Source organism: Glutamicibacter sp. NPDC087661 (genome assembly GCF_044743275.1).
GTDB lineage: Bacteria > Actinomycetota > Actinomycetes > Actinomycetales > Micrococcaceae > Glutamicibacter.
In genome coordinates this window covers 168,282-192,181 of sequence record NZ_JBIUWE010000007.1, presented here as the reverse complement: position 1 = coordinate 192,181, position 23,900 = coordinate 168,282, and the positions used below count along the sequence as shown (strand labels likewise).

The following is a 23,900-nucleotide window of genomic DNA, read 5'->3' as shown; positions in this document are numbered from 1 at the left end:
GGACCCCATAATGTCGGAACATCGGCCGGTTGACCCGCACAACGAGTCTGCCTCTGAGACGACCAATATCGCTCTTCCTGCGGTGCACAAGGGTGCTGAACCTTCGGTCATCTACACCCTGAGTGAGGATGAGAAAAACGCAGTTAACGCCCTGCCAGCTGGTTCTGCGCTGCTGATTGCCCATTCCGGACCAAACAAGGGCGCACGCTTCTTGCTGGACACCGACGAGAGCATCGCAGGCCGCCATCCAAACGCGGATATCTTCCTGGACGATGTGACCGTTTCGCGTCGGCATGCCAAGTTCTCCCGAACGGACGCGAGGTTCACGCTCAGCGACATCGGATCGCTGAATGGTACCTACATCAACGGCGACCGTATCGACGAGATCCCGTTGAGCACTGGTGTTCAGGTTCAGATCGGCAAATTCCGCCTGAATTTCTACCAAAGCGTTCCGAACCTTTAAAATAGTAGAGTTCGAGGTTTTGTCCGCCGGCGTCTGGCACGCCGACATATCCATACATCCGAGGTGTAGACCCTTTGCCGATCTTTGACGCAGCCCGCAGCCCACGTCTCGAGGCTCAACGCCACGAGACCTTCCGGCAGGCCGCGCTGAATATCGGCGAGGTGCTCTCGGAACTCAAGGATGAGTTCCCACGTGTCACTGCGTCCAAGATCCGCTTCCTGGAAGACAAGGGACTGATCATCCCGCAACGTACCTCCGCTGGATATCGAAAGTACTCCGCGTCGGATGTGAGCCGCTTGCGTTTCATCCTTTCGGTTCAGCGCGACCAGTACCTGCCGTTGAAGGTCATCAAGGACCATCTCGACTCGGTGGATCGCGGTGAAGCGCCAGCAGCATTGCCTGGGGGAGCCCCGGTGGCGCCACAGGCGGTCAACGATGACATGGCTGAGGCCGTGGAGCGCAAAACCCGTTCGGTGTCCTTGGCTGAACTGCAGGGGCTGACCGGTGCCAGCGAGGAGCTCGTTGGCGAATTGATAAAGTTCGGCTTGATCGAACCGGTTGCTGGCCTGTTCGACGCCAACAGCATCAAGGTCACCAAATCGGCCGTTCAGCTGGCGGGCCATGGCGTTGAACCTCGCCACCTGCGGCAGTTCCGTACCGCAGCTGATCGCGAGTTCTCGCTGATTGAATCGATTGTCGGCAACGAACTGAAGAAGCCTGAAGTCTCCGCTCGTGCCCGCGCTGCGGAAGAGGCCCAGGAAATCTCGCGCCAGTGCCTGGAAATTCACGAGGCCCTGGTGCAACGTGCTATTTCCCAACTGGATCGCTAGGCTGAATTCGAACAGGCAACAACAACTCTAAGGGGCTAGCATGCTGGAACTGGAGTTTGCCGGAATCCGTATTCAATTGCCGGCGAATCAGCCGCTGTTGCTGCTCAAATACCCTGAGCGTAATCTCTACCTTCCGCTGTGGATAGGTGCGCCCGAAGCCTCGGCCATCGCAATGTCTGAACAAGGGCTCACTCCGCCTCGGCCGATGACCCATGATCTGCTGCTCAGCGTCATTGAAAGCATGGACGTGAAGCTTGAGCGGATCGAAATAGTCTCGGTAAACAATGCCGTGTTCGTCGCGGAGCTTGTCCTTTCCAACGGCAAACGCGTAGATTCCCGTTCCTCGGATGCCGTCGCCCTTGCCGTGCGCGCCCAGTGCCCGATCATGTGCGCCGAGCACGTCCTGGAAGAAGCTGGCGTGGCCATCGAGAATGAAACTGGCGGCGAAGAGGCACCCGAAGAGCAGTTGCGCGAATTCCGTGAATTCTTGGACAATATTGATCCAGAAGATTTTTCTTAGTAGATATCGCGCGTTTGGTTTCAGTGGAATATTGGCCTTGAATTGGGTAATTCCCCAAGCCTGCGCGACACGCCTTAAAGTTAAGCTTGAAGGTCTTTGACCATTAGTCGTTATCGCCGTACCGTCTTTGCATAGGGACATTTAAAAAGAGCTGTTTTTTGATGGTCATCACTCGCATCTGCGCGGTTCTCATTCGGTCCCTGGATACTCGTTTAGGAACGTGCTGACACGCAAGGAGCAATTGGATGGAGTCTCGCCAGACTGGGCCTCACTATGGGGTCGACGGTGGCAACAAGCAATCCAGCACCCAGGGACTGCTCTTCACCGATGACCTGCCTGAGCTGGATGAACATGCCGGCTACCGCGGTCCAATTGTGTGCAAGGCAGCCGGCATTACCTACCGCCAACTCGACTACTGGGCACGTACTGGCCTGGTAGAGCCGGCAGTGCGCGGAGCCAAGGGATCCGGCAGCCACCGCCTTTATTCATTCCGGGATATCCTCGTGCTCAAGGTTGTCAAGCGGCTGCTGGACACCGGAGTATCCCTGCAGCAGATCCGTTCGGCCGTTTTGCACCTGCGTGAACGCGGCGTTGAGGACCTTGCCCAGATCACGTTGATGAGCGATGGAGCTTCGGTCTACGAATGCACCAGCGCCGACGAGGTCATTGACCTTGTCCAGAAGGGCCAGGGCGTATTCGGCATCGCCGTAGGCCGTGTTTGGCGCGAGGTGGAAGGTTCCCTTGCCCAGCTGCCTTCAGAGAGCTCTGTGCAGCAGACCCTGCCAGAAGATGAATTGGCTGCCCGTCGGGCTGCCAAGGCGGCGCGCAACGTCGGCTAGGGCCGGCAGATAATTCAAGAGCTTAAGCAATTGACCGGATCTTCCTTGAAGGAAGATCCGGTCAATTGCTTAAGCTGCTATCCGTATCCGGGCCTAGGTGTTGTTCGGGCCTGCTGCGGACATGACTTCCTTGAGCAACGCGTCGAACTGCGCCAGCATCGGAGCAGTAGCCTTGGAAGGCCACTGGTGCACCGAGTACGCGGCACCTTGGATCTGCTGCCATTCCGGGTGTTCGGGAATCTCGGGCTTGACCATGGAGTCGCCGAACATCTGGCGCATTTCGCCCAAACGGAAGGTATGCTCCGCGGAGTCCTTGCGGACGCGGTTGGCGACAACACGTACCGGTCCCAGGGAAGGAGCGAATTCACGGCGGAAGAGTTCCAATGCGCGCTGGGTGCGCTCGGTGCCGGCCACGGAGAACAAGCTGGGTTCTGCCACTAGCACGAGCTGATCCGACGCGCTCCATGCCATGCGGGTCAAGCCGTTCAGCGATGGCGGGCAGTCGATGAGAACCAACTGGTAACCGCTGGTGCGGCTCAGAAGCTGGGAGAGGCGGCGCAGGTCGCGGGTCCGCAGATCTGGTCGATCGTAGATGCCGGTGAATGCGTCGCCAACGGCAACATCGAGCACTGGAATGCGGGTACGGGATTTCTTCTCTGCTGCCTTGGACTGCCAAGCGCTGGCGACAACCTGATCTTGCAGACGGGCGCGACGAGCGTTCTTGAGCATTTGCCCAATTGGCTGCTTCCCATTAGCCCGGACTCCAAGGCCAGTGCTGGCATCCGCATGGGGATCCAGGTCAATGACGAGAGTCGGAATGCCGGCGGCAAGTGCTGCTGAAGCCAATCCGAGTGTCACGGAGGTTTTTCCTACGCCACCCTTGAGGCTGCTGATGCTCACTACGTGCACGGACCAGACCACGCCTTTCACTGTTCGTTAGTTTAAACGTCCCACCGAATTTTTAGTCTCTCATCATCATAGTGTGCCGAGCCGTGTTTCTCCGACTTTGCAACGTCAGTTTTTGCCATTAGGCACCAGTTAGTGATTAAAACTTCAAAGATCCAATTATTTCATGTGGTCTGACCACAAGGCGAAATGTTTGGACGTTCTGGAGAATCCCCGTGTAGTGTGTTTCACAGAAGTGGCAAATGCTAGCTGCTTTTCGAGACCCGACACGCTGGGATGGCGGGCCTGCACCTGAGGGGAACAGTCCTGATTGTGCCGTTGAACCAGCGTGTACAGATTCGATGTAGGGACACTATGTTTGAAAAGATCTTGGTCGCCAACCGCGGTGAGATTGCGATTCGCGCTTTCCGCGCCGGCTACGAGCTGGGCGCAAAGACCGTTGCTGTCTACCCACATGAGGATCGCAATTCGATCCACCGTCAGAAGGCCGCAGAGGCCTACCAGATCGGCGAAGAGGGCCATCCAGTCCGCGCCTACCTGGATATCGACGAGATTATCCGCGTTGCCAAAGAAGCCGGCGCGGATGCAATCTACCCGGGCTACGGCTTCCTCTCGGAAAATCCTGACCTCGCACGAGCTGCCGAAGCAGCAGGCATCAAGTTCATCGGTCCAAAGGCGGACGTGCTTGAACTGGCCGGCAATAAGGTAGCGGCGCTGAAGGCTGCTCGCGAGGCAGGCATTCCGGTACTGGAATCCTCCGAGCCAAGCGATGATGTTAATTACCTGATTGCCGAGGCCGATCGCATCGGCTTCCCGATCTTCGTCAAGGCTGTAGCCGGCGGCGGCGGTCGCGGCATGCGCCGTGTCGACAAGCGCGAAGACCTGCCGGAGCTGATGGGCGCGGCAATGCGCGAAGCCGGCACCGCCTTCGGGGACCCCACCGTTTTCCTGGAACAAGCAGTGCTGCGTCCGCGCCACATCGAGGTGCAGATCCTCGCCGACGAGCAGGGCAACATTGTCCACCTGCATGAGCGCGACTGCTCGCTGCAGCGCCGCCACCAGAAGGTTGTCGAAATCGCTCCAGCACCGAATCTGGATGAATCGATTCGCCAGGCGCTGTTCCGGGACGCCGTGAAGTTCGCGCAGACTCTGGGCTACCAGAACGCAGGCACCGTCGAATTCCTCGTTGATACCGTGGGCGACCGCGCCGGGCAGCACGTATTCATTGAAATGAACCCGCGCATCCAGGTTGAGCACACGGTGACCGAAGAGGTTACCGACATCGACCTGGTGCAGGCGCAGATGCGCATCGCTGCTGGCGAGTCGCTGAAGGATCTGGAGATCAGCCAGGACACCATCCAGGTGCGTGGCTGGGCCTTGCAGTCCCGCATCACCACCGAAGATCCAGCCAATGGCTTCCGTCCGGATGTTGGAACCATTACCGTCTACCGCTCCGCCGGCGGCTCGGGTGTCCGTCTGGATGGCGGCACGATCTACACCGGCGCCGAGGTGTCCCCGCACTTCGACTCGATGCTGGTCAAGCTCACTTGCCGTGGCCGTGACTACCAGACGGCTGTGGCTCGCGCCCGCCGTGCGCTGGCCGAGTTCCGCGTGCGCGGTGTGGCCACCAACATCCCGTTCATCCAGAATGTGCTCAGTGATCCGCAGTTCCTGGCCGGTGATGTCGCTACCGACTTCATCGACTCCCGCCCGGATCTGCTCACCGGCAATGAATCCCAGGACCGCGGTACCAAGGCGCTGAACTTCCTGGCCCATGTCACGGTGAACCAGCCAAATGGCAGCCGTGTCGAGGGAATCGACCCGCGCAAGAAGCTTCCTGCTTTCCCGGGTGACAAGACCGACGAGCCAGAGCGTTCGCCATTCGATGGCCCCTCCAAGTCCGCCGTGCCGGCCGATGGCTGGCGCCAGAAGCTGCTGGATCTCGGTCCGGAAGGATTCGCCAAGGCCCTGCGCGAGTCGAAAGCGGTGGGCATCACCGATACCACCTTCCGCGATGCGCACCAGTCGCTGCTGGCCACCCGCGTCCGCACCCGCGACCTGCTCGCGGCAGCACCGGCCTACGCGCACAACGTCCCGCAGCTGTTCTCCATGGAAGTCTGGGGCGGTGCCACCTACGATGTGTCCCTGCGATTCCTGGGCGAAGATCCCTGGAAGCGCCTGGAGCTGCTGCGTGCGGAGCTGCCGAACATCCCGTTGCAGATGCTGCTGCGCGGCCGCAATACCGTGGGCTACACTCCATACCCAACCGAGGTCACCGACGCTTTCGTGAAGGAAGCCGCGTCCGCAGGCATCGACATCTTCCGCATCTTCGATGCGCTGAACGATGTTTCGCAGATGGCTCCGGCCATCAAGGCGGTACGCGACACCGGCACCGCAGTCGCCGAAGTGGCCCTGTGCTACACCGGCAACCTGCTGGATGCCAACGAGAAGCTGTACACCCTGGACTACTACCTGGAGCTGGCACAGCAGATCGTCGACGCTGGCGCGCATATCCTCGCAATCAAGGACATGGCCGGCCTGCTGCGCCCAGCGGCAGCAACCAAGCTGGTCACGGCCCTGCGCGAACGCTTCGATCTTCCGGTGCACCTGCACACCCACGACACCTCCGGCGGGCAGCTGGCGACGTTGATGGCTGCCATCGACGCCGGTGTGGACGCCGTCGACGTGGCCAGCGCGGCCATGGCGGGCACCACCTCGCAGCCATCGGCCTCTGCACTGGTCGCAGCGCTGGAGTTCACCGAGCGTGATCCCGGCCTGTCACTGGATGCCGTGGCGTCGCTGGAACCGTACTGGGAAGCAGTGCGCGCCATGTACAAGCCATTCGAATCCGGACTGCCAGCGCCAACCGGCCGTGTCTACCAGCACGAGATTCCGGGCGGCCAGCTTTCGAACCTGCGCCAGCAGGCCATTGCATTGGGCCTGGGCGAGCGTTTCGAAGCGATCGAGTCGATGTACGCCTCGGTCAATGACATGCTCGGCAATGTGGTCAAGGTGACTCCATCGTCCAAGGTCGTCGGCGACCTGGCCTTGCAGCTGGTGGGTTCCGGAGTCCCAGCCGCGGACTTCGAAGCGAACCCGCAGAACTACGACATCCCGGATTCGGTCATCCAGTTCCTCTCGGGAGAGCTGGGCAACCCTCCAGGCGGCTGGCCGGAACCGTTCCGCACCAAGGCGTTGCAGGGACGCAATGTCAAGGCCCATGTCGAGGACCTCTCGGCAGAGGACCTGGCAGCGCTGCAGGCGGATTCGGACACGATTCGCGGTACCCTGAACCGGTTGCTCTTCGCTGGCCCAACCCGTGACTTCGAGAAGTCGGTGGAGAACTACGGTGATTTGTCCGTCCTGCACACCCGCGACTACCTCTACGGCCTGGTTCCCGGCTTTGAGCACGTCATTTCGCTGGGTACCGGTGTTCGATTGCTGGTCAGGCTGGTATCGGTATCGGAAGCCGATGAGAAGGGCCTGCGCACCGTCGTGGTCAACCTCAACGGCCAGTCCCGCCAGCTCAAGGTCCGCGACGAATCGGTAGAATCCACCGTGAAGTCCGCGCCGAAGGCCGATCCGAACAACAACGGCCACGTCGCTGCACCCTTCGCGGGAGCGGTGACTGTGAACGTCAAGGTCGGCGACCTGATCGAGGCCGGCCAGTCCGTGGCCACCATCGAAGCAATGAAGATGGAAGCTGGCATCACCGCCAACGCGGGCGGCGTGGTCAGCCAGGTAACCCTGAATGGCACCAGCCAGGTACAGGGTGGCGATCTGCTGCTGGTGATCGAACCCAAGTAGCATCCGCAGTACCCAGAGCACGGGGGCTCGTGACCAAGGTTGCGGGCCCCTGCGCTCTGCCAACTAATCGTGCGAACCACAAAGCAGAAGGAGCTGTGATGCGCCCAAGCAAGATGACACCCGGGGCTGTGCCCGCCCGGCTGAGGCAGCAGGTTGCCGAGCTGGGATCCAAGGGCCAGCCGATCACGGTACTGGTCTTCACCCTCGACACGCATCTTCCGTTCTGCGAAATCGCAGAGCACCTGGCCGAACAATTCGGCGAATTGGATTGCAAGGCCCAGGTGGCCACGGCCGGACCGCAGCGCGTGCAATCGGTGATGGACGGTAAATTCACCGGCACCAACGTGTTGGTGGTTGTGGGCGATACCAGTGCCGACTCGGAAGACCGGCTCATGGAATTGGTCGAATGGCTGCTGGCCAATGGCCGCAAGGACCTGGCTGGGAACCTGATCTACGCGGTGCTTGGCCACGAGCACCAGAATCACGCCACCCAGGCATTCAGCCGCGTGGTATTGCCGCGCAGCTACTATGCCCGAACACAGCAAAGCGGCCTCAAGTTGCCTTGGGCCGCCTCAGCTCGCGAATCGTGGGAGCTGGCTAATGCAGTGCTGGACTATGCTGTCGGCTTGGGCGCCGAGTAGATGCCTTCGATCACGGCTTCGTAGTCCTTGAGCACTACTGCACGCTTGATCTTCATCGAGGGAGTCAAATGACCGGTTTCCTCGGTGAAGTCAGCAGGCACAACGCGGAAGGACTTGATCGCCTCGGCCTTGGATACCGAGGTGTTGGCCTTGTCGATGACCGCCTGCACGGTTTCGAGCACCTTTGGATGGGTCGATAGCTCGTCCAGCGACAGGTTCTGGTCCATCTGGTGACGGGCCAGCCAACCTGGCAGGGCTTCTGGATCCAAGGTCACCAGGGCCGCAATGAACGAGCGGCCCTCGCCGATGACCACGCACTGGGAAACCAGCGCGTCGGCGCGGATCTGGTCCTCAAGCAGCGCAGGAACCACGTTCTTGCCGCTGGCGGTGACGATGATTTCCTTCTTGCGCCCGGTGATTCTCAGGAATCCGTCGGCGTCGAGTTCGCCGATATCCCCGGTGCGGAACCAGCCATCGGTGAAGGTCTCATCCTGCAGCTCTGGACGGTTGCGGTAGCCGCGCATCACGCAAATGCCCTTGGTGAGGATCTCTCCGTCCGCGGCGATGCGCACGGCGTTGCCCGGCAGCGGCTTGCCTACGGTGCCGATCTTGATCCGGTTCAGGGTGTTCACCGTGATCGGTGCGGTGGTTTCAGTCAGGCCGTAGCCTTCCAGAATGGTGACCCCGATGCCGTTGAAGAAGTGGCCGAGGCGCTCGCCCAGCGGACCTCCGCCGGAGACCGCATGGCGGATGTTGCCACCCATCGCGGTGCGCAGTTTCTGGTAGAGCAGGGCGTCGAAGAGCTTGTGCTTCAGGTTCAGCACGAGCGGTACCTTGCCCTCCTGCTTGGCGCGGGAGTATGCCACTGCAACGTCAACGCCGGCGTGGAAGATCTTGCCCTTGCCGCTATCTTCAGCCTTGAGCATGGCCGAGTTGTAGACCTTCTCGAAGACGCGCGGCACAGCGAGGATGAAGTTCGGCTTGAAGGACTGGAGGTCCTCGAGCAGGTGCTTGACATCGGGGGTGTGCCCGGTGCGGCAACCAGCGGCAATGTTGACTACCGAGATGAAGCGGGCGAAAACGTGAGCCAGCGGCAGGAACATGATGGTCGATGCGCCCGGGTAAACGGCGCCGGGCAAGGTAGCCACAGCGTTCTCCGCCAGCTCCACGAAGTTGCCGTGGGTCAGCTCGCAGCCCTTGGGACGGCCGGTGGTGCCCGAGGTGTAGATGATCGTGGCGATGTCATCCAATGCTGCGCCCGAACGGCGGGCTTCGAGCAACTGGTCATCGACGTTCCGGCCATCTTCGGAGAGCTGTTCCAGCCCGCCATCGAACTGCCAGACGTGATCCAGTCCGTCGAGCTGTTCCTGATGGGCGGCGCGGCGCACCACGGCTTCCTGGGCGGCGGCCTCAACGACGACGGCCTTGGCACCGGAATCGGAAACGATCCAGGCAACCTGGCTAGGGGAGGAAGTTTCATAGACGGGGACAGTGACACAGCCGGCGAACCAGATGGCGAAGTCAACCAGTGTCCACTCGTAGCGGGTCTTGGCCATCAACGCGATGCGGTCGCCAGCTTCGATGCCATTGGCGATGAACCCCTTCGCAATGGCCCGGGCGTCGGCAGCGAACTGCGATGCCGTGACATCATTCCACGTTCCGTCGGTTCCCGGCTTTGAGAACAATGCCGGGTTGGCCGCTGAATTCGCGTGGCGTAATAGCAGATCTGTAATATTCGACTGCTGTGGCGAATGAATGCGAATTGGCGAGCTGTATTCGCGCATCTGGTCTTCAACTCCTGAAACTCTGTGGGACCCCATTAGCAATAGCGGGTAACCCGCATCACATCTTTATTACTATAGAGTAACCTACCGTGTGGTGTACTCAAAGCCGTTTTCTATACTTGAGCCCCATCATCTCCCGGATCGCGTTCAGTGGGAAGACGTTTGAGCAAGTAGGCGATTCCGAGCAGGGCGGCGAGTGCCAGTCCGAAATAGATGAACACCGGAGCTGATCGGAAAAACACCACGCACAGCAGCAACCCAAGCGGACCGCCAGCGGCGCCAACCCAGGCGAGGTTCAGCATCGGATCACCCGAACCCAGCGCGGCGGGTTCTTCTGGAACGAACTCTTCCGGGGTCTGCTCAGCAACATAGTCGCGCGGTCCGCGAACCGCGGCAGGCCCGGTGTTGAAGAGCTTCTCCAGTCTCGCCGCGCGCTCGTCGGCGCTGGGTTCGCGGGGTGCCGAGGCATCAAGCTGACGGAAATTCTCGACTAGCTCATCCCACTGCGGATCATTCTGGTTTGAAGGATGGGCATCTTCCGGATTCATGCGCGCTCCTCCTGGCGCTTCTGTTCCGTGGCGGCCAGCTGCGCGAAGAAGCGAGCGGATTCGTGGAAAATCTGCTCCGCATCGTAGTCCAGTGTGGCTACGTGCTTGGAGTGCAAGAGCATGTGGTGCTCGGCCAGGGTGCCTGAGTTCAGGCCCTCGACCAGCTCGCGCACCGACTGCTCTGAGACTACGTTGTCGACGGTGGAACGGAAGAGCTGCACCGGGGCGTTCACCAGTTCCAAGCGCCGGCGGGTCTGGGCAAAGAGCGAACGGAGTTCGGCTACGGCTGCTACCGGGGTGCGCGGGTAGGCCCCTTCATCGACACCGCGCTTGGCGATGTCATTGCTGATAGGGGCAACGCTGCGCACTACATGCTTGAGCCAAGGAGTATAGGGGGACAAGGGGGAGTCCACGACCAGGCCCGGATTGACCAGCGAAACACCGGCTACATTGCGGCGGGTCGCCAGATGCAGGGCCAGGGCGCCACCCATGGAAAGGCCAGCGGCGAATACCTGCTCGTGCGTGCGCGCGAGCCTGTCAAAAGCCGCTTCGGTAGCGTGGATCCACTGGCCATAACCTCGACCGACCATGTCCTGCCATTGCGTTCCGTGCCCGGGCAAAAGGGGAATGTCCGTGTCGAATCCGGCCTGCTCCAAGGAATCCGCCCATGGCTGCATGGAAACAGCGGAGCCGGTAAAACCGTGGATCATAAGTACTGCACATGGACGTTTGCGCTCGTCCAGCGGAGTATTGCCTGCATCAAGTTTCATCGTGAACCCTCCGGATTTCTGCCTTCACCTTCGAGCGTAGTGCACAATTGAAGGGTGCGGAGTGCGCTTCGACCAGTAAGGTCGCGGTTTCTCTTCCCGCGTAGCTGGTCAACTAGAAGAAGGAATTTTCCCGCTGTGCTGTACGACTTCCTCAAGCGTTTCGCTGTCCGGCCGCTAATACGAATTTTCTTCCGCGTCAAGATCCAGGGCATCGGCAATGTGCCTGAAACCGGTGCGGCGATCTTGGCTTCCAACCACCTGTCGGTGAGCGACTCGGTGTTCCTCCCAGCGGCGCTGGATCGTACCGTGATCTTCCTGGCCAAGGACGAGTACTTCAACGGCAAGGGCATCAAGGGCCGGATCACCGCGTGGTTCTTCCGCAATATCAACCAGCTGCCCATGGACCGTTCAGGCGGGCAGAAATCGGCTGCTTCGCTGGCCAGTGCCAAGAACGCACTGGCGCAGGGCCAGGTGCTGGGCATCTATCCGGAAGGCACCCGTTCACCGGATGGACGGTTGTACCGGGCCAAGCTCGGCGTCGCAAAGCTCGCCCTGGAAACCGGTGCCCCGGTGATACCAATTGCAATGATTGGCACCGACAAGGTCCAGCCCATCGGCCAAAGCCTGCCGCATCCGGGCCGGATCGGGATCAAGATCGGCAAGCCGCTGACCTTCGAGCACCTGAACGGCAGGTCCGCGAATCCTGAAACGCTTCGCGCTTGCGCCGACGAGATCCGCAAGGCAATCAATGTCCTGTCAGGTCAGAGCTACGTCGACATCTATGCTCCACGCAAACCAAAGAAGTAGCAGGCCGTTATGCGCAGTGTTACGGCGACTTGTTACATTCATCGCGGTCCTTTGAGCTGATGCCACGTAGAATGGGCAAGGTGAGCGAAGAAAACCGAACCCCATTGCCAGGCTCCTCCGTAGCCGGCCCCGCCACCGATCCGCAACTAGATTTGTGGCGTGAATTGCCAATTGCCCAGCAGCCGACTTGGCGTGAGCACAAGGACTATCAGTCCTCCATCAACGAATTGGGTTCGCGTCCGCCACTGGTATTTGCCGGCGAAGTCGACGTACTGCGCGAACGCTTGGCCGCAGCAGCCCAGGGCAAGGCCTTCTTGCTGCAGGGCGGCGACTGCGCCGAAACCTTTGCCGATGCAACCGCCGACAAGATCTCCTCGCGAGTTCGCACCATCTTGCAGATGGCTGTGGTGCTGACCTATGGCGCATCGATGCCGGTAATCAAGATGGGACGCATGGCTGGCCAGTTCGCCAAGCCGCGCTCCTCGAATGACGAAACCCGAGATGGTGTTACTTTGCCGGCATTCCGCGGCGACATCGTCAACGGCTTCGACTTCACACCCGATTCCCGTGCCCACGATCCGAAGCGCATGGTGCAGGCCTACAACACCTCATCGGCCACGCTGAACCTGATCCGCGCGTTCACCCAGGGCGGCTTCGCAGACCTGCGCAGCGTGCACTCGTGGAACAGCGGATTCATGGCCAACCCGGCGCACTCCGCCTACGAGCAGCTGGCCGGCGAGATCGACTCGGCCATCCGCTTCATGGATGCCTGCGGTGCAGACTTCGAGGCGCTCAAGCGCACCGAGTTCTTCGCCTCCCATGAAGCACTGCTGCTGGACTACGAGCGTGCGTTGACGCGTACCGATTCGCGGACCGGCCTGCCGTACGACACCTCCGGCCACTTCCTGTGGATCGGTGAACGAACCCGTCAGCTGGACCACGCACATGTGGACTTCCTCTCGCGCGTGCGCAACCCAATCGGCGTGAAGCTGGGCCCGAACTCGGATCCGGAAGATGTCCTCGCGCTGATCGAAAAGCTCGATCCGAACCGCGAACCAGGACGCCTGACCTTCATCACCCGCATGGGTGCGAAGAACATCCGCGAGAAGCTGCCAAACCTGATCGAAAAGGTCACGGCCTCCGGCGCCCAGGTGCTGTGGGTTACGGACCCAATGCACGGCAACACGGTCACCAGCCAGAACGGCTACAAGACCCGCAACTTCGAAGATGTCATGGACGAAGTCCGCGGCTTCTTCGAAGTGCACGACGCGCTGGGCACCTTCCCAGGCGGCCTGCATGTGGAGATGACCGGCGACGATGTGGCTGAGTGCCTCGGCGGAGCGGATCCGATCCGCGAGGAAGACTTCGACTCGCTGTACGAGTCGCTGTGCGACCCGCGCCTGAACCACCGCCAGTCCCTGGAGATGGCCTTCCTGGTCTCCTCGGCACTGCAGAGCCGCAGCCGAAACCGCTAGCAGCTAGAGAATAATCCGGTTCCCGACAGCGGGAACCGGATTATTTTTATGCCTGGGGAACGGCGCAGGCCTCAGAAGGCGTAGATGCTGATCTCGCTGCCGCGCACGGCTTGCTGGTGCAATGGAGACTGCATGCGAACGGTCTGGCTGAAACCGCCAAAGACATTGTGCGTCTTCACGGAAAAGCCGGCGGCTTCCAGTGCAGAGAGTGCTTCCTCGACGCCCATGCCGAGCACGGATGGGATCTGGACGTATTCTGGTCCTTCCGAGAGATTCACTGTCACGGTGCTGCCGTACGCAACGGTGCCCTGGGCCGGGTCCTGGACGGCGACTAGGCCTTTTTCGGTCGTCGTGGAATGGACGGATTCACCGGTTTCCAGCTTCAAGCCCATGGACTCAAGCTTTTCCTTGGCCGCATCCTTGCCAAGACCAATGACCGCAGGAACAGGAACCGGAGCATGTCCCTGGGAAACAGTGAGGGTGATGATGTTCTTCCGCGGCAATTTCTTGCCGGCGGCAGGGGAGGAACTGATAATCTCGCCCTTCGTCACCGATTCCGAGTAGGCCTCGGCTTCCTGGACATCTTCGAAACCGATTTCATCGAGCAACTTGGTGGCCTGATCCAGGGTTTTCCCGGTGAAATCCGGAACTGCAAAAAGCTGAGGGCCTTGCGAAACGATCAGATCGATTCCCTGGAACTTCATGATGTTCTCGCCGGTCCCCGGCTGCGAGTCGACCACCCTGCCGATGGCAATCTCATCGTTGTAGGTCGTGCCTACCCGAACTGGAACACCTTGGCCATCCATTTGCGCGACTGCCTGCGATTGAAGCATGCCGGTCAATGACGGGATGCGGATGACGGTTCCGGGGCCGCGGCCGAAGAACCATCCGGCACCTGCGACCAGAGCCACGATGAGGATCCACATCACGGTGATGACGAACTTCTGCGTACCCGAGCGAGGCTGACGCAACCGGTGGGTGGGTACCTGTGCTTCCTTGCGCCACTTTCTTGCAGCCTGCTTCTGCGCACGCTTTTGGCCACGTACCGACAGCGGTGCTTCGGAATCGGCGTCATTCTCGTGGGCCGGTTCCAGATCGCGGCCGCGGGTGTACACCGACGTTGCGGCTATGCCAGAATCAGCGGCAAGATCAGTGGGACGAGGCTGGGCCAGTGTGGCTTGCGCATCGCGAAGATCCAAGACTTCGGTGGCGTCAACCGCGGCAATGACGGTTGTCTGGTCAGGATCGGCGGGGGCATCATCGATAACGTAGCTGTCCTCGTGCTGAGCAGTATTCCGCTTCAGCCATAGCTGTTCACGCTCATCTTCGCGCTCGCGTTGCATCGCATCAAGACGCTGCTGCAGCGTAGTGGGCATCTGCGCCATAGTTTGCGGGGTGAGATCTTCAATCCCGCCGAGGTCCTCGGCGCCCAGGTCCAGTTGCGCATCGTTGAGCGTTGAGCGGATCTGGATGATCTCCTCCAGCAGCAGCGAAGCATCTTGCGGGCGCTTCTCTGGATCCTTCTCGGTGCACCATCGAACCAACTCATCGAGATCTTCGGCCAATCCCGGAACCAAGTCCGAGGGCATGGGCATGGGGGAGTCCAGATGATGCTTCATTAATGCAGCGGCATTGGTCTCGGTATACGGTGCTTGTCCAGTCAGCATCTGGTAGATCATGATGCCCAGTGCGTAGATGTCGCTGCGCGAATCGGCTGGTGCCCCTGAAACTAGTTCGGGGGAGACATGGGACAGCGTGGCGACGAGCGTGGCTGACTGGGTATGGGCGCTGGCAGCACGGGCCAAGCCGAAGTCGGTAACTTTCACTTCGCCGGTATCGGAGAGCAGCACATTTGCCGGTTTCATATCCCGGTGGATGATTCCCTCGCTGTGCGCGGCGCTGAGACCGTGGCAAATTTGTTCAAGGACGCTTAGCGCCTGACGCGGAGTAAAGCGGCCGCGTTCTTCAATGACCTGTTCGAGGTTCCGTCCTCGAACATACTCCATCACGAGGTACACCAGATTATCGCTCACGTTGTGATCGCGGATGGAGACCACATTCGGATGAGTGATATTCGCAGCGATGACAGCTTCGGATTCGAATCGCTCACGCACTGTATGCTCGCTGGAGAAGTTGTCGTTCAGGATCTTCACGACAACCGCTCGATGCAGGCGCTTGTCCATGCTGCGGTAGATGCGTGACATGCCACCCAGGGCAAGCAGATGGTCCAGTCGGTATCGACCATCCAGCGTCTTGCCCAGGTTGGGGTCGGTCAGGGCCGGGCTCATTTTGCGGTCGCACCTGCCTGAACGGTGCACGCGAAGCGGGCCAGAGTCACTAACGGATCCTTTCGAACATGAATACTACTTTTAATGTACCTAGCTGAGCTGACAATTTGTCGCTTAAACTCGAAATCCGCCAGTGGTGTTTACCTCTGGCGGATTTCGTATAGCGTCTCGGGTTGCGAGAATTACCTCGAGCGCAGCTTAATTAGGAAGCGCGGCGAGCTCGTGCTGCACGACGCTTCAAGGCACGACGCTCATCTTCGCTCATGCCACCCCAGACGCCTGCATCCTGGCCGGACTCAATAGCCCACTGCAGGCAGGTTTCGGTTACTTCACATCGACGGCAGACGCTCTTGGCCTCTTCGATCTGCAACAGGGCCGGACCGGTGTTTCCCACTGGGAAAAACAGTTCCGGGTCCTTTTCCAGACACGCCGCGCGGCTACGCCAATCCATGCTTATTGATGCTCCTTGAAATCTGAGAGGGTGTGAAACACCAACGACAATCAACACACAGGCAAAAAATAACTAGGAGTGAAACGAAATCCTGGTTGCCTAGCGGTTAACATCTGGCGTCTCGAAAGGTCGGAGAAGTCCATTCGGGCACTTCGTTTAACCGACCACATAAGGTTTTCATGTAACGCGGAAGTAAACAAGAGTCACGGTAGCGAAATGTTGCTGAATGCCTGAGTGCTTTCTCACATGGCATTTGGCACTAGGATCCGCTAGTTATCAGAGGTGTGGCGCGAGCAACAGCAAAAGTCAATTGTTGCGGTTTGAGTTCCTGCAGAAGGTCAACGAAAATTGTTGATGTGAGCAACGAAAATGCAATCTCGTCCCGCCCAACCAGTGTTTTCGTGGTTGCCGCGCTTGTCCTAATTGAGGCCCTGGCTGTTCTGGCGTACGCCATCAGCTACATGTTGAACCTCGACACCAACGGAACAGTCAATATGGGCGGGCAGTTATTCATGCTGACCCTGTGCTTGCTTCTTGCCGTTTGGCAAGGCTCGGTAGCTGTCAACTTCTTCAAGGGAAAAGCGTTCACTCGTGCTCCGATTGTCGTTTGGCAACTATTCCAGCTCATCCTCTCTGTTTCATTCCTGAGCTCCAATATCCCGATGGTGACGGCCGCGGCGGTACTTTCCATCGTGGTCGCCGGAACCACTGTGGTGATGCTCTTCGCGCCGAAGACCACCGCATTCCTCGGAGACCGGCCAAACCGCTGAATTGCCAGCAGATAATTCGTACGGAATATGAATCATCCGCGGTTTGCCTCGTTTGGAGATGACCGCGCACCAATAGTCTTTGGCTCCTTGATGAGGCACCTGATGGATTGGCTGCCAATTCATCGGTTGAAGATCTTGCGGATGATGGGCTTCGACAGCGACTACCTGGCGATCATCGAACCCGTTGGCGCTCAATCCCAGGTCGAAGGCCATCCTGCTGGACGGCGGAACGAATAGCGCGACACCGATTCCCCTCGAATTCAGAGCGTTCAAGAGCGGTGGCAACCGAGAGTCATTGGTGGTTTCGAGGAAGAGGCAAAGCAAGTCCTGCCGAACACGGTACGAGCCGTCCTCGAGAGAACGTACGAACCGTTCAAAGTCCGGTAGGCCGCAAATATGCGGGGAGTTCCAACGCACAGCGAGTACGGCAGTCAGCTGCCGGCGCTGTTGCGTATCGGGGCACAGCACAACAACCATCGGACCTGCTGGTCGAGGGACCGCCTCACCATCGAAGGGCGAGTATCCCAGAAAGTTTGCCGGTTGAAGGGCAGAACCTGAAGGCATCTGCCAAGCCGAAGGCACTTCGGGCCAGGTGCTTCCCGGGATTTCAGCTAATTGAACTTCGGTGAGTTGGAAGACCTGCGGAGGATGCCCCGAACTCAGCTTGACCCCTCGACCCGGCAAAAGCGAACAGGCCGGGATCTTGGGCCACATCATCTTTAATGACTCGGTAGCGTTGAATGGGAAGAACCATTGCTCTGTACAAAGACCGGTGGACTTCAACGCGTTTTGGTCGCGGTCAACTGAACAAATCACCATAGGCGATTGCGGGCCGCCGAAACGCAATAGCGTACCGAGTGCTTCGTCCAGGCGTTGGAAATGTTGCGGGTGGATATTGGACTGCAACTGGGCCAGTGAATGAACGAGAATGATCAATGCTGGATCACTGGGCATGGATTCCAGGAAGTCGACAGCATCGAAAAAGCCATAGGGATCCTCACCCGTGACAACCTTGACGTTTTCAGTGGCATCCGGGATCGGCGACGGACCGAAGCAAAGTATTTTTCTGGGCGAACGGGCGAGGGAAGCGAACAGGGTTCGGGCACCGGCTTCTGGCAAGCCGCAGATCAATGTTGATCGTGAACGGGCAGGGTCAAGAATCAAAGGTTCAAGCCGGGCCAAATGCAGATTATCTGCAACGCCGCAGTAAATCGTTCCTCGTTCCTTCCCATCCCACGTATCTGGCGAGTGCGTTGGTTCTGCTGGCCGAGGCAACGCTGGAGCAAAACCAGATACCGGGAGCTCCGAAGTGGACCACTGTGAGGAAAGTTCTGCTGCATGGTTTTGCAAGCGATCTCCAGCGACTGACGCGATGCTCTTTTCGAATCGGCACAACGGACGAAGGCTGAGATCTTGACGATTCCGCTCGAATAGTTCGCCGTGCAGTGGCGGCTCGATGGCCAGCTGGAATTGCATGTTCCTAGTGGGCTTGGAAGCGCCCTTGATGATCGCCTGTCCGGGGTGGAGGAGTTTGGACGCCTCGGTGGAGCCCACCAGTTCCACGGACTCACCCGGGTCGTTTACCCTCAATGCGATTGTCGTGTTTAAGTTCGCCTTGGTTTGTCCCGTCAAAGCGCCAGCCGGACGCTGCGTGCTGAGAATCAGATGGATTCCTAGAGCTCGACCCACCGCAGCTAAACGATCAATTCTGGCGCTGGCTTGAGGAAGCGTTTCGACGAAAACACGGAATTCGTCAATGACTACCAGCAAGCGAGGCAGAATCGGGCCTGATTCGTCGAGATCTTGATATTCCGCAATGTCGCTGCAGCCTTGTGCTGCCAGAAGCTCCTCGCGCCGCCGCACCTCATGTTCTAGTTGTTCCAACGTGCGCTGAGCCGCTGCCTCATCGAGGTCGCTTGCGAAGAGCTGGACATGGGGCAAACCTGCATAGACGCCTAGTCCAGCTCCACCCTTGAAATCAATAAGTGCGAAGGCAAGCTGAGTCGGCGGGTAGTTCCGGGCAAAATCAGCAATCAGGCGCCTGAGCGCTTCTGACTTGCCTGACCCTGTAGTGCCGCAAATCAGTACATGCGGACCATCCTCATGAAGATCAAGGAACACGTCCTCTTGCTGTTCATCGAGGCCCAGATGTGCCCGTACGGCTAGTGACGGGGATGCAATGGATTCTGCGTTCTTGGTTATTGCCTGCTTTTGCAGCTGCACATACTGCTGCACCATCCTGTCGAACCGCGAAAGGCTCAGCGTGCTTAGGTTCTGCAGCACTAAGCGTTCGTCGGGCAAACGCGAGGACACGGGGCTTGGAACAATCCAATTCTCCACGGATTCGGCCAGCACCGGTGAAACGCCCAGCACCAGGGCGCCGGAAATAGGTTGAGGTTCCTGGGCAGTGACGTACAACGTCGCCAGGTTGGTTTCCTCTTTCCTGGTGAAGCTCGATTCTTCGGGAATCGACAGGTGGGCCACGGAAACGTTGCTCACCAAAAGCAGCGACGCCGGAAGACACCTGACACTGGGATCGAGCACGAGCCGTATCTGGCCGGAATGTATGGCCGGGAGATAGCGTGCAAGTACTGCGGCCAGAATAGCCCCAGCGCTTTGCCCTTGTGCAGAATTCAGCTGCCAGACGCTCGGGGTACTCGGGAAAAATACTGGACCGAACCAGGGCGCGTCCGACTTCGTCTTCCTGAGGCTACGAAATACTTTGCGGATCCCCGTGGGATCAGAACGAGAGGTGTCCTGCGGAGACCACAGTCCCTCGCCCCAAACCAGTGGTGGTATCCGGGCATGCGACAGTCCCAAAGAAGCGGAATCCAGTCCGGCTACGAACGATTCTCCGAGAGCCGGAGAATATTTACTTCTCGCGATAATGGCGGAAGCTCGTTGCACTTCCATTTCCCTTTTCCATTCGCGACGCTCCACGAACAGTTGACCGGCAGGCACCATACCCATAAGGGCCGAAACGCCACTCAAGATCAGAAAGAGCATCGAACCGGTAACCAAGGCAAGCAAGACGCCGGAGATGATCGGAACGAATGCTGCGAGGACCAGAGCAATTAAGCGGGACAGCTCGGGCTTGGAAGGTACTTGGATTTCCAATTGTTCGGGGGTTACCAATTGACCGGATTGGGCGGTTAATGGATCGCCGACAGCGAATTCAGTGTTGCCCAGAAAGAAGCGCGATCCGTGTTCCAATTCCACGGACTCGCAGCGGCTGCCATCTGGCATGGCAAGTTGCTGCTCAGAGCAGGCTACCAGGCGCAAGCTCCGGGTTGTCACGAATAACTTCGCGTGAACCCGGGACACCAGCGGATCTTCTAACCATAATGGGGCGGTTCTGCCGATGACATGTTCTCCCTTTGTGAGCGGAATCCAGGCACCAGCGTCGGGGCCGCGAACTACATATAACTTGAGGCACGAAGCTGTGGTGCTTGTGGCGCGAACAGGTTGGGGCAATTCATTGAGCAGAAGACGTTCAGACGCATGCAGGATCCCCAACTCTTCTATCCGCGTTATTCCCGAATACCATCGTTGTCCCGGGAAATGCTGCTGCAGCAGTGCGGCGAGCTGCTCGCCCGATATTCGTCCGGACATGACAAGTTCGAATTGCCGCGGATGCTGGAATTTTCGGGAAATCAGAAGTAATTCATAGCGGACCATGAGGTCTCCTGAATGTAATGGAATGTTGTCGTTCCCATCTAAACCAGCATTGAGGGCGGCGCTGGAAGATAAGAATCTTGGTGTGGAGAAAGTACCAAGAACTATCCACAACTTCGGGAACCTCTTGAAAGCGGTCTCTGCTGCAGATAGCATCCCTTGTCATACGAATAGGTATGCTGCACCGACGACGCGCTCGCCGATAGTCCCCGAGATCGGGATCCTCCAGTAGGGAAGCCAAAGGAGTCAGTCGTGGACGCGCTGTCCATTGTCGAAGACGAAGTACGCGAGCTGGTTCGCCGGCGTGGATTGGACCCGGCAAAGCAGCCAGCGATGATCCGATCACTTATTGAAGAGGTCATTCGCGACTACGACGAACGCGCATTGCTTGGCGCCGTGCCTTCACTTGGATCGCTAGAGGCCGCCCAACGTTCAGTATTCGATAATGTGGCCGGGTTCGGAGCGCTGCAACCCTTATTGGATGATCCTTCTGTTGAAGAGATCTGGGTAAATTCTCCACATCAAGTATTTTGCGCCAGAGGTGGCCAAAGCGAACTGACCCACATACGCATGGAATCGGCAGAAATCGCGGCTCTAGTAGAACGCATGCTCAAAACGTCGGGCAGGCGTCTGGACCTTTCCCAGCCATTCGTCGACTGCCAATTGCCTGATGGGTCTCGTCTTCACGTCGTGATTCCAGACATCACCCATGAGCATTGGGCCATCAACATTCGTAAGTTCATTGCTCGCGCGGGAAAACTTGAAGATCTAGTTGAGCTGGGAGCCTTGAGCGAACAAGCAGCGAGGTTCCTTTCTACGGCGATCAGTGCCGGTCTGAATGTCATCGTTACTGGCCCTACACAAGCCGGCAAAACGACAATGCTCAACTGTCTGGCATCAGCGATCGGCCCCAGGGAACGCATTATCACCATCGAGGAAATCTTTGAGCTGAATCTTTCACTAAGAGATGTCGTTGCCATGCAAACTCGCCTCGCCAATCTTGAAGGCACCGGTGAAATCACGATGCGCCGGCTGGTCAAGGAGGCCTTGCGCATGCGCCCGGAACGGATCATTATCGGCGAGGTCCGCGAAGCAGAGTCCTTGGATATGCTCATTGCCCTGAACTCGGGAATCGCGGGGCTATGTACCTTGCATGCGAATTCTGCCCGCGACGCTATCACAAAAATTTGCACTTTGCCGTTGCTTGCAGGACCAAATATCACCAGCGACTTCACCATCAAGACCGTGGCTGCATGCATTGACCTTGTGGTTCATTGCGTGCGGAGTCCACAGGGCCATCGCTATGTCAACGAGATTCTCAGCGTGCGCAACCGCGTGGAGGAAGGGCAAATTGAGTCCTCGACGCTTTTCGAGCGGCAAGCCGATCGCCTGCTGCCGGCTCGGGGAGCCGATTGGTCCCATGAAAAGTTTGATGTCGCTGGAATCAATATTGCCGAATTGATGGCGGTGTAGCGGTGGTTGCTTTCTTTGCTCTCCTTGGCGGGCTAGGCATTGCCCTCATGGTTGACTGGTTGCTCTTCGCCCCGTGGGCAAAATCGCCCAAACGTAGCTCGGCCATCAAGAATGCTCTTTTGCATGCAGGAATGAGCAATCTGGCTCCGGCAAAATTCATCGTGATTTGCCTGGTCTGCGGGCTGACTTCCGCGTTGGTGACGTTGGGACTCACCGCTTCGTGGCTCTTCGCCTTGGTGTTTAGCATCTTCGGTTCATTCGCACCATGGGTCTACCTGCGCCATCAAGCCACCAAGCGCCGCACAGCATTGCAAGAACAATGGCCAGAGGTGGTTGATCACTTGCGAAGTGCCATCCGGGCGGGCCTATCTCTTCCCGAAGCATTGAGCCAATTGGCTGTCGTCGGCCCGCAGGTATTGCGTCCGCTATTTCGGGATTTCGCATTGGACTATCGAGCCACAGCGAACTTCTCCGTGGCGCTGGACCAGCTGGGCGAACGCTTGGCAGACCCGGTAGCCGACAAGATTCTCACGACATTGCGGATTACGCGTGAAGTCGGGGGCACCGACTTGGGGCATACGCTCACAACTTTGTCGGCATTCTTGCGCGATGACGTGAGAACACGAGGGGAACTCGCTGCCCGCCAATCATGGATTGTCTCGGCAGCGCGTTTGGCAGTCGCCGCGCCATGGATCTTGCTGTTGGTCTTGGGCACCCAGGAAGCTGCGAAGGATGCATATATGACGTTCGGGGGAGTGATAGTGCTATGCCTGGGCATGCTGGTTTCCCTCGTTTGCTATCGAATCATGCTCCGGCTGGGCACCTTGCCAGTAGAAGAACGAGTCCTGGCATGAACAGCTATACACCGTGGGCGGCGCTTTGCGGTTTGGGACTTGGCATAGGCCTTTGGCTGGTCTTTGTGAACCTGCCGGGCTGGCGAAGAATGGCCTTCGCTGATCGTATTGCGCCCCATGTTCGCGTTGGCGTTCGAAGCTCACGCATGCTGGAAGACTCATGGCACTCTGACTCCGGGCACTCGGCTTTAGGCCAACTCGCTGCCCCCATGTTGCTGCAAATCAAGAAGCTGGCTAGCCTACACAGTCCTTCGGCAAGTACTCTTCGGAAGCGTCTGAACGCTGCCGGATTGGACATGAGCGTAATTGACTACCGGTCTCAAGAAATTGTTTATGCTCTGGCAGGGCTAGTAGCAGGATCTGCGCTCATGGCCTTTGCCGCCGTTCAGTATCATGTCTCTTTGATCCTATCGGTGCTAGTCGTTATTGGTTTCGGGATTGTTGGCTATGCATTGCGTGGTTGGTGGCTTGGCGAACAGATCCATCGGCGGGCCAGGAAAATATTGACTCAGTTTCCAACCGTGGCCGAAGTGCTGGCGCTAACTGTCGGCGCAGGCGAATCAACCACCGGGGCCATCGAAAGAATTTCACGAATCTGCCACGGGGTGATCGGTGACGAATTCACCAAGACTTTGAACGACATTCACGCAGGCACACCGATGGTCCAAGCGATGCAGAATATGTCCGACCGGATGCAAGTTGGAGCCATGACGCGATTTGTCGATGCAATCGTTGTTGCAACAGAGCGAGGCACACCATTGGCTCAAGTGCTCAGAGACCAAGCACAAGATGTCCGCGATGCGTCCAAACGAGAACTTATGGAAGTTGCAGGAAAACGCGAGATTTCCATGCTGGTACCGGTCGTGTTCGGAATTCTTCCTCTCACGATCGTTTTCGCCGTATTCCCCGGTCTGGCGTTATTGGAGATGAGTTATTGATCGGAGCATAGAAAAGCTTGAATCTCCCACTTTGAAATCCTTTAGCAAGTTAGAAGGGCCG

18 protein-coding genes are annotated in these 23,900 nt (G+C 58.6%); 11 read left to right on the top strand and 7 right to left on the bottom strand.

The features are described 5' to 3' along the window. Positions 1 to 10 precede the first annotated feature (10 nt). The 4 genes from ACIOTN_RS17420 (at position 11) to ACIOTN_RS17405 (ending at position 2,652) form a co-directional block, all read left to right on the top strand. Entirely contained in the window at positions 11 to 463 is a 453-nt protein-coding gene (locus tag ACIOTN_RS17420) for an FHA domain-containing protein (RefSeq protein WP_105659058.1), read from the top strand. A 74-nt stretch (positions 464 to 537) separates the two neighbouring features. Continuing rightward, positions 538 to 1,293 carry a MerR family transcriptional regulator gene (locus ACIOTN_RS17415; RefSeq protein ID WP_286134412.1) on the top strand — a complete coding sequence of 252 codons (756 nt, stop codon included), beginning with the start codon at positions 538 to 540 and terminating at the stop codon, positions 1,291 to 1,293. A gap of 40 nt (positions 1,294 to 1,333) precedes the next feature. After that, entirely contained in the window at positions 1,334 to 1,813 is a 480-nt protein-coding gene (locus ACIOTN_RS17410; protein ID WP_105659059.1) for a bifunctional nuclease family protein, read from the top strand. A gap of 245 nt (positions 1,814 to 2,058) precedes the next feature. Continuing rightward, positions 2,059 to 2,652, top strand: a complete 594-nt coding sequence (locus ACIOTN_RS17405) for a MerR family transcriptional regulator (protein ID WP_105659060.1) — start codon at positions 2,059 to 2,061, stop codon at positions 2,650 to 2,652. Positions 2,653 to 2,745: 93 nt separating this feature from the next. Here ACIOTN_RS17405 and ACIOTN_RS17400 read toward each other — a convergent pair whose 3' ends face one another. Further along, entirely contained in the window at positions 2,746 to 3,561 is an 816-nt protein-coding gene (locus tag ACIOTN_RS17400; RefSeq protein ID WP_105659072.1) for a ParA family protein, read from the bottom strand. 351 nt (positions 3,562 to 3,912) lie between these two features. Here ACIOTN_RS17400 and ACIOTN_RS17395 point away from each other — a divergent pair, with 351 nt between their 5' ends. Then, a complete protein-coding gene (locus tag ACIOTN_RS17395; RefSeq protein ID WP_105659061.1) occupies positions 3,913 to 7,365 on the top strand; it encodes a pyruvate carboxylase in 3,453 nt (1,150 codons plus the stop codon). 98 nt (positions 7,366 to 7,463) lie between these two features. After that, positions 7,464 to 8,006, top strand: a complete 543-nt coding sequence (locus tag ACIOTN_RS17390) for a hypothetical protein (protein ID WP_105662560.1) — start codon at positions 7,464 to 7,466, stop codon at positions 8,004 to 8,006. On the opposite strand, the gene ACIOTN_RS17385 is transcribed toward ACIOTN_RS17390, so the two are convergent. The 3 genes from ACIOTN_RS17385 to ACIOTN_RS17375 all read right to left on the bottom strand — a co-directional run bounded on the left by ACIOTN_RS17385 (position 7,979) and on the right by ACIOTN_RS17375 (position 11,108). Beyond that, positions 7,979 to 9,790: an AMP-dependent synthetase/ligase gene (locus tag ACIOTN_RS17385; RefSeq protein WP_402735829.1), complete on the bottom strand. Its 1,812-nt coding sequence runs from the start codon at positions 9,788 to 9,790 to the stop codon at positions 7,979 to 7,981. The two genes, ACIOTN_RS17390 and ACIOTN_RS17385, sit on opposite strands and share 28 nt — an antisense overlap. Positions 9,791 to 9,903: 113 nt before the next feature. Then, entirely contained in the window at positions 9,904 to 10,338 is a 435-nt protein-coding gene (locus ACIOTN_RS17380; RefSeq protein WP_105659064.1) for a hypothetical protein, read from the bottom strand. Further along, positions 10,335 to 11,108, bottom strand: coding sequence for a carboxylesterase (locus ACIOTN_RS17375; protein ID WP_105662561.1), 774 nt, complete (start codon positions 11,106 to 11,108; stop codon positions 10,335 to 10,337). The genes ACIOTN_RS17380 and ACIOTN_RS17375 overlap by 4 nt, the downstream gene beginning before the upstream one ends. A 135-nt stretch (positions 11,109 to 11,243) precedes the next feature. Here ACIOTN_RS17375 and ACIOTN_RS17370 point away from each other — a divergent pair, with 135 nt between their 5' ends. Continuing rightward, the gene (locus tag ACIOTN_RS17370) at positions 11,244 to 11,915 is read left to right on the top strand and encodes a 1-acyl-sn-glycerol-3-phosphate acyltransferase (protein WP_105659066.1); all 672 of its coding nucleotides are present in this window, start codon (positions 11,244 to 11,246) and stop codon (positions 11,913 to 11,915) included. A gap of 71 nt (positions 11,916 to 11,986) precedes the next feature. Then, positions 11,987 to 13,390 carry a class II 3-deoxy-7-phosphoheptulonate synthase gene (locus ACIOTN_RS17365; RefSeq protein WP_105659067.1) on the top strand — a complete coding sequence of 468 codons (1,404 nt, stop codon included), beginning with the start codon at positions 11,987 to 11,989 and terminating at the stop codon, positions 13,388 to 13,390. Between the two features lie 71 nt (positions 13,391 to 13,461). On the opposite strand, the gene ACIOTN_RS17360 is transcribed toward ACIOTN_RS17365, so the two are convergent. The 3 genes from ACIOTN_RS17360 to ACIOTN_RS17350 all read right to left on the bottom strand — a co-directional run bounded on the left by ACIOTN_RS17360 (position 13,462) and on the right by ACIOTN_RS17350 (position 20,577). Continuing rightward, positions 13,462 to 15,678: a Stk1 family PASTA domain-containing Ser/Thr kinase gene (locus tag ACIOTN_RS17360; RefSeq protein WP_105662562.1), complete on the bottom strand. Its 2,217-nt coding sequence runs from the start codon at positions 15,676 to 15,678 to the stop codon at positions 13,462 to 13,464. A gap of 202 nt (positions 15,679 to 15,880) precedes the next feature. Then, positions 15,881 to 16,129 carry a WhiB family transcriptional regulator gene (locus tag ACIOTN_RS17355; RefSeq protein ID WP_013348560.1) on the bottom strand — a complete coding sequence of 83 codons (249 nt, stop codon included), beginning with the start codon at positions 16,127 to 16,129 and terminating at the stop codon, positions 15,881 to 15,883. A gap of 638 nt (positions 16,130 to 16,767) precedes the next feature. Beyond that, positions 16,768 to 20,577 carry an FtsK/SpoIIIE domain-containing protein gene (locus ACIOTN_RS17350; protein ID WP_181149084.1) on the bottom strand — a complete coding sequence of 1,270 codons (3,810 nt, stop codon included), beginning with the start codon at positions 20,575 to 20,577 and terminating at the stop codon, positions 16,768 to 16,770. A gap of 249 nt (positions 20,578 to 20,826) precedes the next feature. Between ACIOTN_RS17350 and ACIOTN_RS17345 the strand changes: the two genes are divergently transcribed. The 3 genes from ACIOTN_RS17345 to ACIOTN_RS17335 are packed head-to-tail and all read left to right on the top strand — an operon-like array spanning position 20,827 to position 23,839. Then, complete coding sequence (locus tag ACIOTN_RS17345; protein ID WP_105662564.1) at positions 20,827 to 22,047, top strand: CpaF family protein; 1,221 nt, start codon at positions 20,827 to 20,829, stop codon at positions 22,045 to 22,047. Between the two features lie 2 nt (positions 22,048 to 22,049). After that, positions 22,050 to 22,901, top strand: coding sequence for a type II secretion system F family protein (locus tag ACIOTN_RS17340; RefSeq protein ID WP_105662565.1), 852 nt, complete (start codon positions 22,050 to 22,052; stop codon positions 22,899 to 22,901). Continuing rightward, positions 22,898 to 23,839 (top strand): type II secretion system F family protein, encoded by a 942-nt coding sequence (locus ACIOTN_RS17335; protein ID WP_105662566.1) that lies wholly within the window; start codon positions 22,898 to 22,900, stop codon positions 23,837 to 23,839. The genes ACIOTN_RS17340 and ACIOTN_RS17335 overlap by 4 nt, the downstream gene beginning before the upstream one ends. Positions 23,840 to 23,900 lie beyond the last annotated feature (61 nt).